Below are 18,715 nucleotides of genomic sequence, written 5' to 3' on the forward strand. Positions count from 1 at the left end.
GGACGACCCGGTCCGGGTCACATCTGTGTGTCGAGCGGCTGCACGACCAGCCGGTCCCCGTCGACGTCGACGATCAGCACCTGCGCGCCGCTCGCGGCGACGGCGGCGGGATCGACGAGGACTGCGGTGGTGGTGGCGCGCACCGACTCCGAGTCCGTGTACCTGACCTGCCCCCAGCCCCCCGCCGGGATCGCCATGCTGAGCTCGCCGATGGTGCCGACGGCCGCGGAGAGCCCCGCGACGGTGCCCGTCTGGGCGCGGCGCATCGCGCGCAGCACCAGCATGAGCACGCCGTACGCTCCCGCCCCGGCCGTGGCGGCGACCACGGCGACCAGCGGAACCGGCAGCGAGGTGCCCACGGCGAGCGGCCAACCGACCACACCGAAGACCCCGACGGCCGCGGCGAGGGCGGGGGCGCTGAGCCAGGGCAGGCCGGCGTCGGCGTGCGGACCACCGATATCGGCCCCGCCGATCTCGATGTCCCCCAAGATCAATGACGCCACCAGAACCACAACACCCACCACGGCGCAGACCGCGAAAACGGTGATCATGGACACCTCCCCGCCGTCGTTTCCCTATTTGCAGTATAGCAAACAATGCGTACGACACGGCGGTCGGCGTCCGCAGCGGCTCCGGTCACCGCCTCCCACGGAGATCGCGCGCCTGGCCGATCTCGCGCGCCGGCCGCCCCGGGAGCTCGTCGACGGGCTCGTGGGCGACGTCGAGCGGCTCCTCGGCAGGCGCGCCGGGCGGGTGGAGGCCCGGCGGGGCCCGGGGCACCGTCGGGCGACGGTGCCGGTGCGCTCTGCTCGACGGTCCCGACGACGACCTTGCGCGTGCGACGCATCGCGAAGGTGACCTCCTCGACCTCCTCGTAGGACTGCTGCACGGCGCGGGTCCCGCCGCCGGGCAGGACCCGCGCGACGATCGGCGGCATGAGCGGCCGCACGAAGCCGGCGATCGTGCGCGCGGCCTCGTCGAGGACGGGCGGCACGAAGGGGTTGGGCTTGTGCTCGCTGGCGGGCGCCGGGGCGACCGGGGCATCCGGAACCGCCGGGGCCGATTCAGCGACGCGGGCGGGCGGGTTCGTCTCGTCGCGCACGACGGCCTCCTCGACGGGTTCGGGGTCGGTCGTGATCACCGGGATCTCGCCGGTCGGCGTCTCGTCGGCCGGCGGCTGGCCGGGAGAGCGCAGGCTCGCGGCCTCCGCGGCCGCGGCGATGGGCAGGAAGTCGTCGTTCACGGCGGGGATCTCCTGTCGGTAACGCCGCGCGGTCAGCGCGACCGGCTCGAATCCGGCGGCTTCCAATGCTGCGGCGCCCGCCGCGGCACCGGCCGCGGCACCGCCGAGAGCGCCTGCGCCGACGGCGGGCAACATCTGCGTCGGGCGGTCGTCGCCGAGCGTGAGCCCGATGCGGTGCTCGTGGTCGCGGCGCTCGATCGCCAGCTGTGCGGCGGAGGCGAGACGCTCGCTCTCCAGATCCCGACGGTGCCGGATGTCGCGGACCGTCTCCTCGCGCCACAGGCGCAGGAGGAGCGGAAGCAGTGCGAGCACCACGCAGACCACGTCGATCCCGATCCGGAGCGCCGCGGCGGAGACCGAATCGGCGACGACACCGTTCATCGCGGCCCAGCGCGCGCCGACACCGTCGTCGCCGCTCGCCGAGGCGTCCCGCCGGGCCGCGGCCACCTCGGCCCGCGCCGTCGCGACGCGGGCGTCGCGAACCGGTGTCTCCTGCGCCCGGGCCGCGGTCGCGCGATCCAGGTCGGCCTGCGCGGAGGTGAGCCGCTCGTTGGCGGTGCGGGCCTCCGGGCCGCGGCCGGGGACGCCGGTGATCGACGTCTGCGGGCACGCGGCGCTCGGCCGGTACTCGCACCGGGCCACCACCAGCGCCTGGTCCCGACGGGTGGACGCCTCCGCGACAGCCGTGTCGAGCGCCGTGCGCTCGGCGCGGGCGGCATCGAACTCGGCCTGCGCGGCGCGCACTGCGGGCGCCGACGACGCCGCCCGCTCGGCGTCGGCGTCCAGCCGGTCCTGGACGGCCCCGTTGAGCGCGAGCATCGATACGAGCTCGCCCACCACCAGCCCCACGAGCACCGCGACGAGGAACCGGCTGGGCAGCGCGGCCCGGCGGCCGGGGGCGGCGATCGCGAGGCAGATCGCGCCGCCGATCACGAGCGCGAGCACCGTGAGGACCACGACCGTCGCCATGCCGTCTCCTGCCGTCGCGATAGAACCGAGCCGAACTTCTCTCAGATGAGAATCTCAGCCCGGCACGTCCCGCGCCCAATCGTGTGGCGGCTTTCACAGCGCTAAGTACCCACCGAGGAGAGGTAGTTCTACTCATTCCCCGCATCCCCGCGGGCGGCACGCTGTGAGCATGAACACCATCGCAAGCACCCCAAGCCCACTGCCGCCTTCTTCGTCCAGTCCGCGATCGCCTTCGCGGTCTCCTCCGGCAGCCTGCTCATCGGCGCGTTCTACCTGCCCGTCGACACCTGGCAGCGGGGCTTCCTGCTCGTCGGAGCCCTGTTCCTCATCACCAGCACCTTCAACCTCGCGAAGGTGATCCGCGACCAGCAGGAGGCGAACAGCGTCCGCGTCCGCGTCGACGAGGCGCGGATCGACAAGTTGATGGCCGAGCACGACCCGCTCCGTGCGGTCTGATTCCGGTCCCGGCGAATCGGTCCCGCCCGCGCGGAGTCACTGATGATGGAGCCATGACACCGACGATGCGCGCGCAGCGGTTCCACGCCGACACCCGGACCATCACCGTCGAGGACGTGCCGATCCCCGAACCCGGCCCCGGCGAGGTGTTGGTGAAGGTCGCCTTCTGCGGGATCTGCCATTCGGACCTCAGCCTCATCAACGGCACGTTCCCGGCCATGCTTCCGGAGGTAACCCAGGGGCACGAGGCGTCGGGGACCATCGCGAAGCTGGGCGCCGGCGTCACCGGGTGGGCCGAGGGCGACCGGGTGATCGTCGCCGCCGGCCGGCCGTGCACGACCTGCCCGAACTGCCGCCGCGGAAATTTCGCCGACTGCACGCAGATCCAGATCATGGCGTTCGCGTACGACGGGGCGTGGGCCGAGTACACCGTCGCCCGTGCGGCCGGGCTGACCCGCGTCCCGGACAACGTCCCGCTCGAGCAGGCGGCGATCCTCGCCGACGCGGTCTCGACCCCCTACGGCGCCGTGGTGCGGACCGGAAAGGTCGGCGTCGGGGAGACCGTCGGCGTCTGGGGCCTGGGCGGCGTCGGCACCCACGTGGTCCAACTGGCGCGTGTCGTCGGCGCGGCGCCGATCATCGCGGTCGACATCATTCCCGAGGTGCTCGAGCGCGCCCTCGACCTCGGCGCCGACCACGCCTTCGACTCCCGGGACGAGCAGCTCGGCGCGAAGATCGCGGAGGTCACCGGCGGCCGGGGCATCGACGTCGCCTTCGACGCCGTGGGCCTCAAGGCGACGTTCGAGCAGGCGCTGAGCCACCTCACCATCGGCGGAAGGCTGGTCTCCGTCGGGATGAGCGATCAGGAACCGACCGTCGGGTCCACGACGATGCTGGGCCTGACCAAGAAGCAGGTACTCGGCCACCTCGGCTACAAGAACGTCGACATCGAGACCCTGGCGACGCTCGTCTCGCTCGGCCGGCTCGACCTGTCCCGGTCGGTCAGCGGGATCGTGCCGCTGGAGGACGTCGCAGCGGGCATCGAGCGTCTGGAGCGCCACGAGGGCAATCCGATCCGGCTGCTCGTCCAGCCCTGACGCGAGTTGCGCGACGACGCCTCCTACAGGACCGCGGCGAGATCCTCGCGGAGCGCGTCCAACGCGGGGTCGCGCACGGCGTCATGGCGCGCCAGGCGTCGAGGATGCGCAGGCTCTGCCCGGCGTGCCGGACGAAGTGGTTGCCCGCGAACTTCGGGAAGTCGAAGGGGACGGTGCGGCAGAGCTGCCGGAGCACCGCGCGGACCACGATCGGGGGCGGCGCGAGCGCCGGCAGGCCCACGTCGACGCGCATCGCCTCCGCCATCGCCCGGCCCGGTCGCTTCAGCCGCCGCAGGAACGTGGGCCAGTCCCCGCCGACGATCGCCAGCTCGGCCGCGTACGGCACCATCGCCGCACCCACGGCGGCGACGCTCCGGGCCGGCGCGCGCCCGATGACCTTCGGGTACTGCGCGGCGAGCCGGCGCGGCAGGTCGCGAGCGGAGCCCTCGACGGCGACGGCGGCGAAGGCCGGTGCCAGCGGCGGCACCCAGAACTCGGCGCGGGTCTCGGTGCCGCGCGACGTGGCGAAGGAGAGCAACCCCGGCGCGAGGGTCACGATGCCGGCGCCGCGGAACATCCGCCCAGCGACCGCCGCATCGCCGATCACGGGGCTGGTGACCCCGACCGCGGTGGGTCGGGCGGAAGCCAGGGCCGCGGCGACCTCGGCGTCCAGCTCGCCCGGCGCGGACGTCAGGATGAGCAGGTCGACGGTGCCCGGCGCAACGTCCGCATACCGCACCACCGGAACGTGGACCGCGTCGCCGGTCGGACCGACGGCGGTGAGGATCACGTCGTCGCGCCGGGATGCGGCCCGCACCTCTACCGAACCGGCGCCCGTGCCCGCGAGCAACGCACCGGCCGCAGCCGACACCGCGCCGGCTCCCTGGATCAGGACCCGCCTGCGTTCGGTCATACCCCAGCGTCTCCCCGAGGCCGCTCGCCCGCAACACCTGCCGCTCGACGCCGGCGCGCAGGGCCTCCTCGGAACCGAGGAGCCGGACCTTCCGCCGGGCCCGGGTGATCGCGGTGTAGAGCAGTTCCCGGGTGAGCAGCCGCGAATCCGCAGGCGGGATCACCACGGACACGGCCTCGTACTGGCTGCCCTGGCTGCGGTGGATCGTCATGGCGTACACGGTGCGGACCGCGACGAGCTGGTTCGGGTACAGCAACGCCACGTCGGAGCCGCGGGCGAAAGCGGCACGCAGGTCCTGCGGATCACCGTCGTGGGCGATGACGACGCCCACATCGCCGTTGTAGACCTTCGCGTCGTAGTCGTTCGCGGTCACCAGCAGCGGCTGGCCCGCATACCAACCCGCGCCGCCCGCGCGCACGCCCGCCCACTCCTCGGCCAGCTGCGCCCACCGAGTGACGCCGGACGGTCCCTCCGAGTGCGCGCACAGTACGCGGTGCAGCTGGACGCCGGTGGCGGCCTCGGCGGCGAGCCCGCGCTGCGCCGCACCGACGGTGACCGTGCTCGCCCGCTCCACGTCTGCGCGCAGACCCACGAGATCGTCAGGATCGCACCACTCGATCGCGCCGTCGCCGCCCGCGCGGGCCAGCGCGATCACGGCGTCGGCGTCACCGCGCCGCACGGCGTCGGCCAGCTCACCGAGCGCCCCGGTGAACCGGCGGCCGCGGCGCAGGCGGACGACTCCGCGGCGGGCCTCGGCCAGCTCGGCCGGATCCAGGCCGGCCTCGTCCTCACCCTCGCGCGCCGCCTCGTCGGCGAGCACCGCGTCGAGCTCGGGCGACGGCGTGCGGGTCACCCCGCGGGCCACCAGGTCGCCCAGCACCGCGCCCGCGTCGACGGAGGCCAGCTGGTCCGGGTCGCCGACCAGAATGAGCCGCGCCTCGGGCCGCAATGCCTCGAGCAGGCGGCACATGATGGTCAGCGAGACCATCGACGTCTCGTCCACGACGACCACGTCATACGGCAGGTGGTTGCCCGCGTCGTGGCGGAACCGGCTGGCGTTGCCGGGCTTGAAGCCGAGCATGCGGTGGATCGTCTGCGCCGGGATCTCGCGCGGGAGGCCCAGTTCGGCGCCCTGCGTCCGGACCTCGCCGGCGAGCTGTGCGGCGGCGCGTCCGGTGGGCGCGGCCAGCCCCACCCGCAGGCCGGGGCCGTGCTGGTCGAACAGCAGCGACAGGATCCGCGCCACCGTGTACGTCTTGCCCGTGCCGGGCCCACCTGCGAGGACCGTGGTCTGCCCGAGTACCGACGCCGCGGCGGCGAGCCGCTGCCGGTCGGGACCCGGCTCGGGGAACGTGGTGCGCAAACCGTCCCGCAGGCGCGCGGCGTCCACGCCGGGCGCCGCGCCCGCGCGGGCGTCGAGGATCGCCCGGACCGTCTGCTCCTGCCGGTGGTACCGGTCGAGGTAGAGCAGCTCGTCACCCACCAGCCGCAATGGACGCAGCGGTCCCGACGCAGCGCCCAGGACGAGCGGCTGCGCCGCAGCCCGTCGAGCACGGCGGCGTTATCGGGCCAGGGCAGCGCGGCCACGTCGAGGTCGCCCTCGACGTCGACGGCGACGTCGCGCAGGCGGCTCAGCTCCAGGCACACCGACCCGAGCCGCACGGCGCGGGTGGCGAGCGCGGCGGCGAGCAGCACCGACTGGTCGGTCTCACCGCCGAGCCGGCCCAGTGTCGCCGCGACGTGCACGTCAGCCGGGCCGAGGACACCGGCGTCGGCGAACGTCTCCAGCAGCGTCGGCTCCGTCGTACTCATCGCCCTCCCCTGCCAGCGCGTCGGACACCGCGACGACGAGCGCCGCCGGCGGGTGCCATTCGAAGACCCCGCCCCGGGCGGGGTGTCGGGGCCGATCATCGCCCGCACGAAGTGGTACTGGATCACGCCGAGGTGCTCCCCCGGCGCGTAGCCGGTCAGCTTCCAGCGCAGGAACCGGTGCAGCGCGACCGAGTACAGCAGCGCCTGGAGCACGTAATGCGACGAGATCATCTCGCGCGCCATCGCCCCGGGCGTGTAGTCCGCCGTGGTCAGATCGCCCCGCGCGAGCCGGTTGGTCTTGTAGTCGACCACGGTGAACCGATCGCCCAGCTCGCCCCGGACCCGCAGCACCGAGTCGATGCTGCCGGTGAGGTAGCCGCGCAGCGCGGCGCCGGGGACCTCGCGCAGCCGCTCCGCGTACGGCGCCAGCGGATCACCCGCGGGTAGGTGCTCGTCCAGGAGATCGGCGATGCGGGCGAGCGTGGCCGAGTCCCGTTCGGCGAGCGGGATCTCGAAGTCGAGCTCGGCGAGATGATCGCCGGGCGCGACATCGGCCAGGGTGAGGCCCGCGAGTGGACCGGTGCCGAGCGGCGTCCGCAGCACGGCGACCAGCGCGCGCGCCACCTCCGCCGGATCGTCGCCGGTGGCGCCGAACTCGGCCGCCTCGCGGCACCGCGCGAGGACCTCCGCCTCCAGGTCGGGTGCGCCGGTGTCGACATGTTCGAGGATCTCGTGCACGAGGGTGCCGAACACCGCGCCGCCCGACAGCCCGTTCATCAGGCTCGACGGTGCGCCGCCCGCCTCGGCCGCCGAGCCCAACGGTTCGTCGAGGGGCTCGTCGGCGGTGATCGGTTCCTCCGGCTCGCTCCCCGTGTCGGGCGCGGCGTCCGCGGGACCGTGCGCCGCGTCCGCGACCAGTGCCGAGTAGCTGGTACGGCGCCACGTGGGGTCCACCCGCCGCACCGCGCGGCCGAGCTCCAGCGTCGGGAAGCCCGTGAACGGCGGGTGCCACTGCGGGGAGGCGGGGCGGCGAGGTCGACCGGCTCGATCGACACCGCGGACTCGATCGGGGCGGCCCATTCCCGCAGCCGGGCCCCGACCTCGGCGTCCGGCGGCAGCGGCGCCGCGGCGTCGGGCACCCGGCCGCCGCCGACCGCCGAGAACAGGAGACGGTGCAGCGGCGAGCCCTTGGTCGTGGTGCTGGGCGCCCACCACAGCACCAGCCTGGACTGGGCCCGGGTGGCGCCGACGTAGAGCAGGCGCAGTTCCTCGGCCGCCTCCTCCTCGCGCGAGACCGTCAGGCGTGCGGCGTAGCCCGGCGCGTCCTTGCCGCCCACATCGACGTAGCGCACGCCGTCCTCGTGGAAGGTGAACGTGTCGCGATCACCGAAGCCGCCGAACGAATCCCACGCGAACGGCAGGTACACGACGGGGAACTGCAGCCCCTTGCTCCCGTGCACCGTCATCAGTTGGACCGCGGCGGCGTCGGTGGCCAGGCGGCGGGCCGGGTCGGCGGTGCCACCCAGGCCGGGATCGGCGATGCGCTCGGCCAGCCAGCGGGTGGCCGCGCCCAGCCCGAGCCCCAGGGTGACGGTGGCGTGCTGCACGAGCTCGGCGACGTGGCGCAGGTCGGTGAGGACGCGCTCGCCGCCGACCCGCCCGAGCATGCGCTCGTCGAACCGCGAACCGGTGGCCACCGCGTCGAACATCGCCGCGAACCCGGACCGTGCGAACACACCGGCCAGGGTGCGCAGCCGGCCGCTGATCTCCGAGACCAGCTCGTCGCCGCGCTCGTCCAGGTCGCGGGCGGTGAACTCGAACAGCGGGGTGAGCGCCGCGAGCCGCGCCCGGTCGCTGCGGCCGGGGTTCTCGAGTGCCTGCAACACCCGCAGCCAGTCGGTGGCCGCCGCCGTGGTGAACACGCTGGCGCCGCCCGCGGCGACGGCCGCGACGCCGTGCCCCTGCAGCAGCGCCTGCAGTTCCGCGATGTGCTCGTTCTTGCGGACGAGGACCGCGATGTCCTTGGGTGCCAGGGGACGCGGTCCCCGTCGGCGTCGAGCACGTCCCCCGCCGCGAGGGTCCGCGCGATGTCGGCCGCGACGTCGCGCAGCACCGCCCTCCGCACCCCGGGTACGCGCGGCACGCCGTACTGGGTCTTGGGACCGACGCCGTTCGACCCGAGGTGGCGCAGCCGCAGCGACGGCCCCGGGAGGCGCGCGACCCCGTGCTGGGCGCTCACCTGCCCCACCACGATGTCGGCGTCGCCGAGGGCGACGTCGCCGTACAAGTGTTGCAGCGCCGCCACGAGCGGACCGTCGGACCGCCGGTTGACGTCGAGCGCCTGCCGCGTCGTCGCGTCCCGCGCCGCGCCCAGGTAGCTGTACACCTCCGCACCGCGGAAGGCGTAGATCGCCTGTTTCGGGTCGCCCACCAGCACCAGCGTCCGCGCGCCGTGGAAGGCCGCGCGGAGGATGTCCCACTGGACCGGATCCGTGTCCTGGAACTCGTCGACCAGAACGACCGAGTACTTCTCGCGCAGGCGGGTACAGGCGCGGGGGCCGTGCGCCGGGTCCACCAGTGCGGCGCGCAGCAGCCCCTGCAGGTCGTCGAAGTCGCGCAGCCGGCCGGCCCGCTTGCGCCTGTCGACCTCGCGCCGCACGGCCTCGGCGTACTGCACGCGCTCCGCCACGTCGGTGCCCGGTTCCGCGTCGCGCGGGGTGATCTCCGCGCGCGGATTGGCGACGACGGTGCGCGCGTACAGCAGGGCGGTCGTGAGCGGGAACGGCGGGCGCGAGCGCCCGGCGAACATCGCCAGATACGCGTCCTCGGCCACCTCCTGCACCAGCTCGCCGATGTCCTCGACGAACTGCACGCCGGGTTCGAGGTCGCCGATGAGGCCCAGCGCCTCGAGCATCCGCTGGCAGAAGCCGTGCGTGGTGGTGATCGTGGCGGCGTCGAAGTCCGACAGGGCGGCCACCAGCCGGCGGTGGCGCGCGGCGACCTCCGCCGGTGCGCCGGTCGCCAGGTACCGGACCAGCTCGTCGGCCGAGGCCCGCGCCGTGTCCGGGTCGCGCAGTGCCCGTTCGACGCCGAGCAGCCGGGCGCGGGCGCGCTCGCGCAGCTCCTGGGTCGCCGCCCGGGAGAACGTGATCAGCAGCATCTCGCCGAGCTCGGCGACCCCCTCGGCGACGTACCGCGCCAGCAGGCCGACGATCGCGTACGTCTTGCCGGTGCCGGCGCTGGCCTCGAGCACCGTCGTCGTGGGCCCCGCGGGCAGCGGGCCGGTCAGCTCGAACGGCGTGGCGCCGAGCACCGATTCGCGGACCATGTCAGCGCACCTCCTCGTGGGTCACGAGCGGGACCCACAACCGTGCGGCGAGCGCGCCGAAGCGGGTGCCGGCCTGGGAGTATTCGGCTTCGACGCCCCGAGGTGGTCCCAGCGCGTCGTCGAACGCCGACTCCCCCAGCGCGTACCGCACGGACCGGTCCTTGCCGTCACCGAACGCGCCGCCGAACTCGGCGCGGGCGGCCTCCAGGGCCTGCGCCGCGCTGTCGCCGGCGACCCCGCGCTCGACGTACAGCGCCGATGCGCTCGGGAACAGCGGCAGGGGCTCGGAGAGGCCGCGCTCGCGCAGGTCCGCGAGCCGCCGCAGTTGCTCGACGGGGTCGTCGGGCACCCTGAGCGTGGACGTCAGGACGCCGCGGAACCGGGCCCGCCCGATCGCGACCGCCGACGCCCCGGCGCGCCCGCTCGCCCCGAGCGCGAGCAGCGCGACCCACGCCGCCATCCGGTGCTTCGGGGCCAGCTTGCTGTACGAGGCCCGCACGATCCCGCCGGTGCGGACCGACGGGACGGACCCGACGAGCCGGCGACCGTCGCCGAGGTCGACCGCGACGTCCACCGTCGAGCCCGGTTCGGACAGGTGCGGCCCGGCGACGCGAGCCAGGTCGGCCACGGTGAGCGCGACGTCGTCGAGGACGGCGGCGCCCAGGGCGAACGGAGGCAGGGTGCCGCGCCGCATCTCGGCGGCCGCGAACTTCTCCGGCGGCACTCCGGCCAGCGCCGAACCGAGCATCCGCTCGCCGATGTCCCACTTCTGCAGGCCGTCCGGCGCGATGGTGAGCGCCTCGGCGAGTTCCTCGTCCTGGTCGGGCACCGTGAATCCCAATCGTTGGCGCAGGAACGCCTTCACCGGGTGCTCGCAGAACCGCAGCAGCGCATCGAGATCGACGTCCTCGACGGCCGCCGCGGGGGCGAGCGGAGCGTCGAGGAACGGTTCCGGCCGCTGCGGTTCGCCCGTCGCCGCGACCGCGCCCGCATAGGCCGCCGGATCGAACGAGAACGGCACGCCAGTACCGAATCGGTCGGGGTCGAAGTTGTCGGCGTCGAACGGCTGCAGCGCGTGCCGGAACTCGAGTCCCTCCACCTCGGCGCCGTCCGCCGGCCGCGCCGCCAGCAGTGCGCGGGCCGCGTCGCGGAGCTCGGCCACCGGCACCGCCGGAGGCCGGACCGTGCCCTTCACCGGGTCCGCGCCGGTGTAGAACACCAGCAGGCGGTCGGTGGCGCTCGTCACCGCGTCGAGGAACAGTTCGCGGTCCTCCGCCCGGGGATCGCGCTCCCCACGCACGGCGTGCGGCCCAGGACGTCGTCGCCCGAGAAGCGGGTGGACCGGGGGAACACCTCGTCGTCGAGCCCCAGCAGGACCACCACGCGATGCGGGACCGAGCGCATCGGAACCAGGGTGCACACCGTCAGCTCGCCGGTGCGGAAGTTCGCGCGGGTGGGCTTCGCGGACAGCCGCGAGTCCAGCATCGCGCGCACCTCGGTCAGGGTCAGATCGCGGTCGGCGCCGTCGCGGAGCGCGGCGGCGAGCTCTCGTCCGGCCTGCGTGACCTGCCAGGCGTCCGCCGGGGCGACCGCGCCCACCTCGCCGGTGAGGCGCTGCAGCGAGTCCGCCCACTCCCGCGCCGGACGGCGGCCACGGCTGTCCGCGGCGGCCGCGGTGAGCACCGCGAGGTACTCGGCGAACCGGCCGACCAGGTCGATGTCGGTCGAATCCACGTCGTCCAGCGGCAGGCCCAGGCCCAGCCAGTCACCGTCGGACTCGTCGGCCACCACGCCGAGCACGATCCGGTCCAGCGCGGTCGCGAGCGTGTTCTGCGGGAACCCGCCCAGCCCGAACCGCTCGCGGCCCGCCGCGTCGAGGCCCCAGCGCGCGCCCGACGGCCCCGCCCACTCGCGCAGCCGCTCGATGTTCGCATCGGTGAAGCGGAACCGGCGTCGCACCGGCTCGGTGGCCGCGAGGTCGAGCACCTGCGCCACCGTCGCGCGACCGTCCGCGAGCTCGAGCACCGTGACCACGGCGTCCAGCAGCGGGTTCGTGAAGCGCAGCGCCCGGTCAGCCAGGCGCACCCGCAGCCGTTGCGCGGGGTGCACCCGGTCCCCCGCCTCGGTCGGCTCGCCCGACGGTGCCCCCGCCCCGGCGACGGCCTGCCCGAACGCGGACCGGATCAGCGGGGCGTAGGTCTCGATGTCCGGGCAGGTCACCAGGACGTCCCGGGGCTCGAGCGTGGGATCGTCCTCGAACAACCGCACCAACCGCTCGCGGAGCACCTCGATCATCCGCGCGGCCCGTGGCACGCGTGGAACTCGAGCGACCCGTCGGCTGCGGCCGTGGGGGTGAGCGGCGCGTCGGCCGCGACGGCCGCCTGCAGCGCCCCCAGCAGCGTCGTCGGGCGCGCGGGACCGGGATGGTGCACGTCCGCGCCGGCCAGCGGCGCGACCCGGGCCTGCAGTTCGCGTGCCTCCCGGCCCAGCGACGCGAGCAGCGGGTTCATCGCCGCGGGCGCGACGGCGCGCGGCACCGGCACGGGCAGCGCACCGTCGGACTCGGTGCCGGCGGCCACGGCACCCGACCAGAGCGCGGGGCTCGGATGCGGCAGCCACAGGTGCACGTCCCGGCCGGCGGCGAGCGCCGACAGGACCCCGCCTGATCCGTCGGCAGCCGGGTGGGCCCGTACACCGACACGCGGCCCGGAAGCTCGACGACGCCCGGGTCGGCCCGCAGCGCCGTGCACGCCGCCGCCAGGCGCTCCGCAGGGCTGGCCACCCCGGCCAGGCCCGTACCCGGCGGAACAGCTCGGCCTGCCAGCGCAGATCCTCGGGCAGCTCGCCGCCGACCCCGTCGGAGTCGTGGCCGGCGGCCCACTCCACGAGCATGCCCGGCCGGTTCGCGCCGTACGAACGCAGGAGGCCCGCGACGAGCTCCGCGGTCGAGTAGCGCCGGCGGGGACGATGGCCGGGCTGGTCTGCCCAGCCGCCCGGCCGTTCGACCCCGAGGTGCCGGGCGAGGACCCGGCCCGCGGGCTCGAACGCCAGCTCGTCGATCGCCGCGAGCACCAACCAGACCAGCCGCACGCCCCGCCACGGATCGGCGTCCACCGCGATGCCGGAGGCGGCGGCCACCACGTCCGCGACCAGGGCGGCCGGGGTGGGGAACGCGATGTTCGCGGCGATGCCCAGCCGCGATGCGAGTCCCTGCTTGATCCAGCGCTCCACCCCGCGCGCCGGGACCGCGATCAGTTCCGCCGCGAACGGGTCCGCGCCGGGGGCGGCGAGGACCTCCGCGAGCGCGTCCAACAGGACGTCGCCGCGCTCGGATCGATGGACGGTCAGCATGGCCGCAGTTCTAACACGCGGGTCCGACACGGAACGCCGACGGGCGCGTCAGACCGCCCGGGACAGCGCGGCGGGCAACTCGGACAGCGCGCGGATGGACGGCGGTTCCCCGCCGATCCCCCGGCCGGACCGGTCCAGCCACAGCCCGCGCAACCCCGCGTCCCGTGCCGCCGCCACGTCGTTGGCGTAGTTGTCGCCCACCGCGATGCAATCGGCGGGCGCGGCTCCGGCGAGCGCGCACGCGTGCTCGAAGATCCGCGGGTCCGGCTTCCCGAAGCCCAACGTGTCCGTGGTGACCACGTGCTCGAACCGCTCGGAGACCCCGAGGACCTGCAGCTTCATCCGGGTCGCGGAGTTCGACGAGTTGGTCAGCAGCACCACCGTGATGCCCCACCGCTCCGCCGCCTGGACCGCGGCCATCGCGTCCGGGTACAGCCGCTGCGCCGCGGCGAACGCCGGGTCGTAGCCGCTGCAGAACCGCCGGTAGCGCCGCGACTCCCACACCAGACCGACATCGGACGCGGCCGTCGCGATGCGGGCCTTGCGCATCTCGTGGAACCGGAGCTCGCCCGCGGTGTACCGGGCGAAGATGCCCTCCGGGTCGCCGCTGAAGTGCTCGCCGAACCGCTCCCGGTCGGCGGCGCTCGACTGCGGCCACACCTCGAGCGCGCCCGCACGGGCGGCGGTCCGCATGGCCGCAGCCGTATCGATCAGGGTGTCGTCGACGTCGAGGACGAGCACGTGGCAGGGCCGCGGACCGTCGAACCCGGACCGCGCGCGCAGACGCCGGACCGCATCGGCGCCCCAGGTCACCCCGCTGCGAACCGCGGTCCCGACCAGATCCGTGATCTCCACGCGCCCGTCCCTCTCCCGACCCGCTACACGAACAGCTTCTTGAACCTATCCAACGATTCCTCGATGTCGCCCTTCAACGCGCGCGCCACCGTCGAACCGATCGGCCCGAACAGCGGCGGCCCGCCCAGATCGGCGCGCAGCGCCATCCGCGTCCCCGTGCCCGCCGGCGTCGCGGTCACGGTCAGCTTGTACTTGGTCCCGGCGACGCCCCGGCCGTCCAGCACCAGCTTGCGGGGCGGCTCGTAGGTGTCGATGGTCCATTCGACGCGGTTGCGGAAGCCCTTGACCTTCACGACGGAACTGATCCGCACGCCGGCCTTCAGCTCGTCGGGAAGGGGGCTGCGGTAGCCGTCGTGCAGGGTGACCCACTCGGGCAGCAGGTTCAGGTCCGCGGCCTTCTCCCAGGCCGTGTCCGGGGGCGGTAACTCGACGGTGCTCTCGACCTTCGCCACGCTCTACTCCTTCACAGGTGAATGATCGAATCGAACACTACAGTCGGGAACCGTGCCGGACCTCGCCGCCTTCGCCCACGCCCCGTTCACCTACCCCGAGGTCGGCGCCACCGCGGGCACCCCGCCCACCGACGCCCACGTGGTCCGCGCGGAGCGGGTCGTGGGCCACGGACCCGACGACTTCACCGCCGTCCGCGCGTCGATCCTGTCGTTCGGGATGCAGCGCGGCGCGGGCATGCGGGTGCGGGCGAGCACCCCGACCGCGCGCGCGGGCACCGTCGTGCTGCTGCGCGCGCGGTTCCTCGGCCCGGTCCGGATCCCCTGCCGGGTGGTCTACACGATCGACGAACCCGGCCGGGCGGGCTTCGCGTACGGCACGCTGCCCGGCCACCCCGAGAGCGGCGAGGAGCTGTTCTGCGTGGAGCTGCGCTCCTCGCCGCAGCAGCCCGACGGTGCCGTCGTCGCCGTGGTCAGCGCATTCTCCCGGCCCGGCCGGTGGTACACGCGGCTCGGAGCGCCGTTCGGCCGCGCACTGCAGGCCGCGATGACCCGCCGCTACCTCGCGGCGGCGGGCGCGTCACGCGGTGACGCATCAGGCCGACACGCGGCGCCGGCGGAACGGGACGGGCTCACCGACGAGGGCCTCGAGCTGCGCCCGGAGATCGTCCGGGATCGGCACCGGGCGACCCGAGGCGGCACCGTCGACCACCACCATGGAGGTCTCGGAGATCGCGGCCACGGCACCGTCGGCCCCGATCACCTCGTACCCGATGTCGAAGCCCGATCCGCCGATCCTGGTGACCCGCATGACGACCCGGGCCGGCTCCGGCGAGTACAGCAGCGGCGACACGTAGTCGATCTCCTGGTGCGCGACGAACATCGTGATCCGACCCGAGCCCGGCCCCGTGGCGAACTCCGTCATGAACCGGATCCGCGCCTCCTCGAGCAGCCGCAGCATCGACACGTTGTTGATGTGCTGGAGCGCGTCCATATCGGACCAGCGCATCGGGACCTTCACCTCGTGACTCGCCATGCCGTTATTGTCGGTCACGGAACACGATCACCTGCCACCGGGAGCTGCGATGCGCGCCACACGAGTTCTGATGTCCGCCCTCCTCGCGGCATCCCTGGCGGCCTGCGGAACGTCCGGCAACGGTGCCGCGCCCTCGAGCCCGGGCGGTGCCGGCACCGTGATCGTGTACGCCGCGGCCAGCCTCAAAGCCACCTTCGAGGAACTGGGCCGCTCCTACTCCGCCACCCGTCCCGGCACCACCGTGAAGTTCTCGTTCGGCGGTTCGTCGGGCCTGCTCACCCAGCTCACCCAGGGCGCGCCGGCCGACGTCTTCGCCACCGCCGACACCCCCACGATGGACCGCGCCCGCGACGCCGGGCTGGTGAGCGGCGCCGAGCCGTTCGCCACCAACACCCTCACCATCGCGACGGCCCCGGGCAACCCGAAGGGCATCGCCTCCCTCGCCGACCTGACGAAGCCGGGCGTCTCGGTCGTGGTGTGCGCGAAGCCGGTCCCCTGCGGTGTCGCCACCGCGAAGGTCACCGCGGCCGCCGGGGTCACCCTCGCCCCGGTGAGCGAGGAGGACGCCGTCTCGAGTGTGCTCGCCAAGGTGCGGCACGGCCAGGCCGACGCCGGCCTCGTCTACAAGACGGACGTGCGCGGCACCGACGGGGCCGTCGGCGCGGTCGACTTCCCCCAGGCGGCGGACGCCGTCAACGTCTACCCGATCGCCACCCTGTCCGGCGCGAAGAACGCCGCAGGCGCGCAGGGCTTCATCGAGTACGTGCGCGGTCCCGAGGGCCGGCGCGCGCTCGAGGCCGCCGGCTTCGGGGCGCCGTGAGGGAGTTCCCCGCTGGGTCGCGGTACCGGCCGCGCTCGGCGCGGCGTTCGTGCTGGTCCCGCTCGTCGCGATCATCGCGAAGGTCGAGTGGTCCGACTTCTGGTCCCTGATCACCTCGGACGATTCGCGGGCCGCGCTCGTGCTGTCGCTGCAGACCTCGCTGGCCGCGACGGCCGTCTGCATCGTGCTCGGGGTGCCGCTGGGGGTGATCCTCGCGCGCAGCCGGTCCCGGTTCGTCGGCGTGCTCCGCCCGGTGGTGCTGCTGCCGCTGGTGCTGCCGCCGGTGGTCGGCGGCATCGCGCTGCTGTACGCGTTCGGCCGGCGTGGCCTGGTGGGCCAGTACGGCGGGATCGGCGGCCACATCGCGTTCACGACGGTGGCCGTGGTCCTGGCGCAGGCCTTCGTCGCCCTGCCGTTCCTGGTGCTCGCCGTCGAGGCGCTACGCACCCTGGGCACGGACTACGAACGGACCGCGGCGACGCTCGGCGCGTCACCGTCGATCGCACTGCGCCGGATCACGCTGCCGCTGGTCCTGCCGTCGATCGCGTCCGGCGTGGTCCTCACCTTCGCGCGGGCGCTCGGCGAGTTCGGGGCGACGCTCACCTTCGCGGGCTCGCTCGCGGGGACCACGCGCACGCTGCCGCTGGAGATCTACCTGCGCAACGAGACCGATCCGCAGGCCGCGGTCGCGCTGTCGCTGGTGCTGCTGGTCACGGCCGCGGTGATCGTGTCGCTGGTCTACGGCATGCGGGCGTGGCGCCGGTGACCGCGGGGCCCGGCCTGGAAGTCGCCGTCTCGGTGCCCGGCCGAGGCGTCGACGCCGCGTTCGTGGTGCCCGACGGTGCCGTGCTCGCCCTGCTCGGCCCCAACGGCACCGGCAAGTCGACGGTGGCAGACGCGATCGCCGGGCTGGTCCGCCCGGACGCCGGGCGCATCACCGTCGCCGGCGAGACCGTGTTCGCGGCCGGCCACGGCACCGACGACCGCGGCACCGAGGAGTGGGTCCCGGCGCACCGCCGGAGAGTGGCGTTGCTGGGCCAGACGGCGCGACTGTTCCCGCACCTGAGCGTGCGGGCGAACATCGCGTTCGCGCCGCGCAGCGCCGGGGTGGCGCGCCGGGTCGCGGCCGCGGCCGCCGACCACTGGCTCGAGGCCGTCGGCGCGGCGGAGCTCGCCGAACGCCGCCCGCACGAGCTCAGCGGCGGCCAGGCGCAGCGGGTCGCGCTGGCCCGCGCGCTCGCCGCGGAGCCGAAGGTGCTGCTCCTCGACGAGCCGCTGTCGGCGCTGGACGTCGGCGCGCGCGTAGAGGTCCGGGGCGTGCTCCGCGAGCACCTCGCCGGCCGGACCTGCGTACTCATCACGCACGACGCCGCCGACGTGGTCGCGCTCGCGGACGCCGCGGCGGTCCTCGAGGACGGGCGGATCACCGATCTGCGTCCCGCGGCCGACCTGCTGCTCTCCCCCGCAACGCCGTTCGCCGCCCGGCTGGCGGGGATGAACCTGCTGCCGGACGGCGAGGACGTGTGGGTCTTCCCGCCGGACGCGGTGCGCGTCAGCGGGCCCGACGGTGCCGGGACGCCCGGCACCGTCGTCGAGGTGACGGTGGCCGGCGGGCGGTGCCGGGTCACGGCCCGGACCGCCGATGGCGCCGCGCTCGTCGCCGAGCTCCCCGCCGACCGGCACCGGGACCTGCGCCCGGGCGACCCGGTGCAACTGGAGCCCGACCCCGCGCGGACCCGCCGGGCGGCTACAGCTCGTCGTCCTCCGGTTCGCTGACCCGCTCGGCGCTCTCTTCCGCCACCCCGTCGGCCGCGCCGGGCGGGTGCGGTCCACGCCGGCGAGCAGCAGGTAGACCTGCTTGATCGCGTCGCCGAGAATGGTGTCGACCGCGGCGGTCTGCTCCGCGTTGCCCGTGCGGGCCACCCGTCGGGTGACCTCGTGCAATTCGCGCAGCGTCTCCCGCAGGTGACCGCGCTCGGCGGAGCCGCCGTCGAACCCGGCGAACGGGTCCGGCGCGCCGGCGAGCGCGGTCTCGACGTACTCGCGGCCCGCATCTGTGAGCGTGGCGACCTTGCGACCCTGCTCGCGCGCGATGGTGATGAGACCCTCGTCCTCGAGCTGGCTCAGCGTGGGGTAGATCGCGCCGGGGCTGGGCTTCCAGGCACCGGCCGTGCGCTCCTCGATCGACGAGACGATCTGGTAGCCGTGCATCGGCGCCGCCTCGAGGAGCTTGAGGACCGCGATCCGCACGTCGCCGCGCTGGACGCCCCGTCGGCCGCGACCGCGGCCCCGTCCACGCCCCGGGCCGCCGGGCCCGAAGCCCTCGGGGCCGAACGGCCCCCGGGGGCCTCCCGGACCACCGGGACCACCGGGACCGAATCCGCCC

10 protein-coding genes and 5 pseudogenes are annotated in these 18,715 nt (G+C 74.5%); 6 read left to right on the forward strand and 9 right to left on the reverse strand.

The features are described 5' to 3' along the window. Window positions 1-17: 17 nt before the first annotated feature. Both MTP03_RS11905 and MTP03_RS11910 read right to left on the reverse strand, forming a co-directional pair. Window positions 18-551 carry a hypothetical protein gene (locus MTP03_RS11905; protein ID WP_248488518.1) on the reverse strand — a complete coding sequence of 178 codons (534 nt, stop codon included), beginning with the start codon at window positions 549-551 and terminating at the stop codon, window positions 18-20. After that, window positions 548-2,212, reverse strand: a complete 1,665-nt coding sequence (locus MTP03_RS11910; protein ID WP_248488519.1) for a DUF4407 domain-containing protein — start codon at window positions 2,210-2,212, stop codon at window positions 548-550. The genes MTP03_RS11905 and MTP03_RS11910 overlap by 4 nt, the downstream gene beginning before the upstream one ends. Before the next feature lie 225 nt (window positions 2,213-2,437). On the opposite strand from MTP03_RS11910, the gene MTP03_RS11915 reads away from it, so the two are divergent. Both MTP03_RS11915 and MTP03_RS11920 read left to right on the forward strand, forming a co-directional pair. Then, on the forward strand, window positions 2,438-2,668 hold the full coding sequence (locus MTP03_RS11915) for a YiaA/YiaB family inner membrane protein (RefSeq protein ID WP_248492139.1): 231 nt from the start codon (window positions 2,438-2,440) through the stop codon (window positions 2,666-2,668). A 53-nt stretch (window positions 2,669-2,721) separates the two neighbouring features. After that, window positions 2,722-3,765: a zinc-binding dehydrogenase gene (locus MTP03_RS11920; protein ID WP_248488520.1), complete on the forward strand. Its 1,044-nt coding sequence runs from the start codon at window positions 2,722-2,724 to the stop codon at window positions 3,763-3,765. A 929-nt stretch (window positions 3,766-4,694) separates the two neighbouring features. Here MTP03_RS11920 and recD read toward each other — a convergent pair. From recD to MTP03_RS11945, 5 genes and pseudogenes are all read right to left on the reverse strand, one after another. After that, a pseudogene (gene recD, locus MTP03_RS11925) lies at window positions 4,695-6,490 on the reverse strand (exodeoxyribonuclease V subunit alpha); the annotation flags it as partial. After that, window positions 6,426-9,818 (reverse strand): annotated as a pseudogene (locus tag MTP03_RS11930) (UvrD-helicase domain-containing protein). The pseudogenes recD and MTP03_RS11930, both read right to left, overlap by 65 nt. Window position 9,819: 1 nt before the next feature. Next, window positions 9,820-13,169 (reverse strand): annotated as a pseudogene (gene recC / locus MTP03_RS11935) (exodeoxyribonuclease V subunit gamma). A 48-nt stretch (window positions 13,170-13,217) separates the two neighbouring features. After that, a complete protein-coding gene (locus MTP03_RS11940; protein WP_248488521.1) occupies window positions 13,218-14,024 on the reverse strand; it encodes an HAD family hydrolase in 807 nt (268 codons plus the stop codon). Between the two features lie 23 nt (window positions 14,025-14,047). After that, a complete protein-coding gene (locus MTP03_RS11945) occupies window positions 14,048-14,476 on the reverse strand; it encodes an SRPBCC family protein (RefSeq protein WP_248488522.1) in 429 nt (142 codons plus the stop codon). A 139-nt stretch (window positions 14,477-14,615) separates the two neighbouring features. On the opposite strand from MTP03_RS11945, the pseudogene MTP03_RS11950 reads away from it, so the two are divergent. After that, a pseudogene (locus MTP03_RS11950) lies at window positions 14,616-14,981 on the forward strand (DUF1990 family protein); the annotation flags it as partial. 87 nt (window positions 14,982-15,068) lie between these two features. Here the strand turns inward: MTP03_RS11950 and MTP03_RS11955 are convergent. Further along, entirely contained in the window at window positions 15,069-15,509 is a 441-nt protein-coding gene (locus MTP03_RS11955; RefSeq protein ID WP_248492140.1) for a thioesterase family protein, read from the reverse strand. A 70-nt stretch (window positions 15,510-15,579) separates the two neighbouring features. On the opposite strand from MTP03_RS11955, the gene modA reads away from it, so the two are divergent. Genes modA through MTP03_RS11970 form a run of 3 tightly spaced genes read left to right on the forward strand, consistent with a single transcriptional unit; the run spans window position 15,580 to window position 18,105 of the window. Continuing rightward, window positions 15,580-16,329 carry a molybdate ABC transporter substrate-binding protein gene (gene modA, locus MTP03_RS11960; protein WP_248488523.1) on the forward strand — a complete coding sequence of 250 codons (750 nt, stop codon included), beginning with the start codon at window positions 15,580-15,582 and terminating at the stop codon, window positions 16,327-16,329. 49 nt (window positions 16,330-16,378) lie between these two features. Further along, window positions 16,379-17,095, forward strand: a complete 717-nt coding sequence (locus MTP03_RS11965) for an ABC transporter permease (protein WP_248488524.1) — start codon at window positions 16,379-16,381, stop codon at window positions 17,093-17,095. Then, window positions 17,083-18,105 (forward strand): sulfate/molybdate ABC transporter ATP-binding protein, encoded by a 1,023-nt coding sequence (locus MTP03_RS11970; protein WP_248488525.1) that lies wholly within the window; start codon window positions 17,083-17,085, stop codon window positions 18,103-18,105. Before MTP03_RS11965 ends, MTP03_RS11970 begins: the two co-directional genes overlap by 13 nt. 315 nt (window positions 18,106-18,420) lie before the next feature. Here MTP03_RS11970 and MTP03_RS11975 read toward each other — a convergent pair. Beyond that, window positions 18,421-18,540: pseudogene (locus tag MTP03_RS11975) on the reverse strand (PadR family transcriptional regulator); the annotation flags it as partial. Between the last annotated feature and the right edge of the window lie 175 nt (window positions 18,541-18,715).

Source organism: Tsukamurella sp. PLM1, assembly GCF_023168325.1.
Taxonomy (GTDB): Bacteria; Actinomycetota; Actinomycetes; order Mycobacteriales; family Mycobacteriaceae; genus Tsukamurella.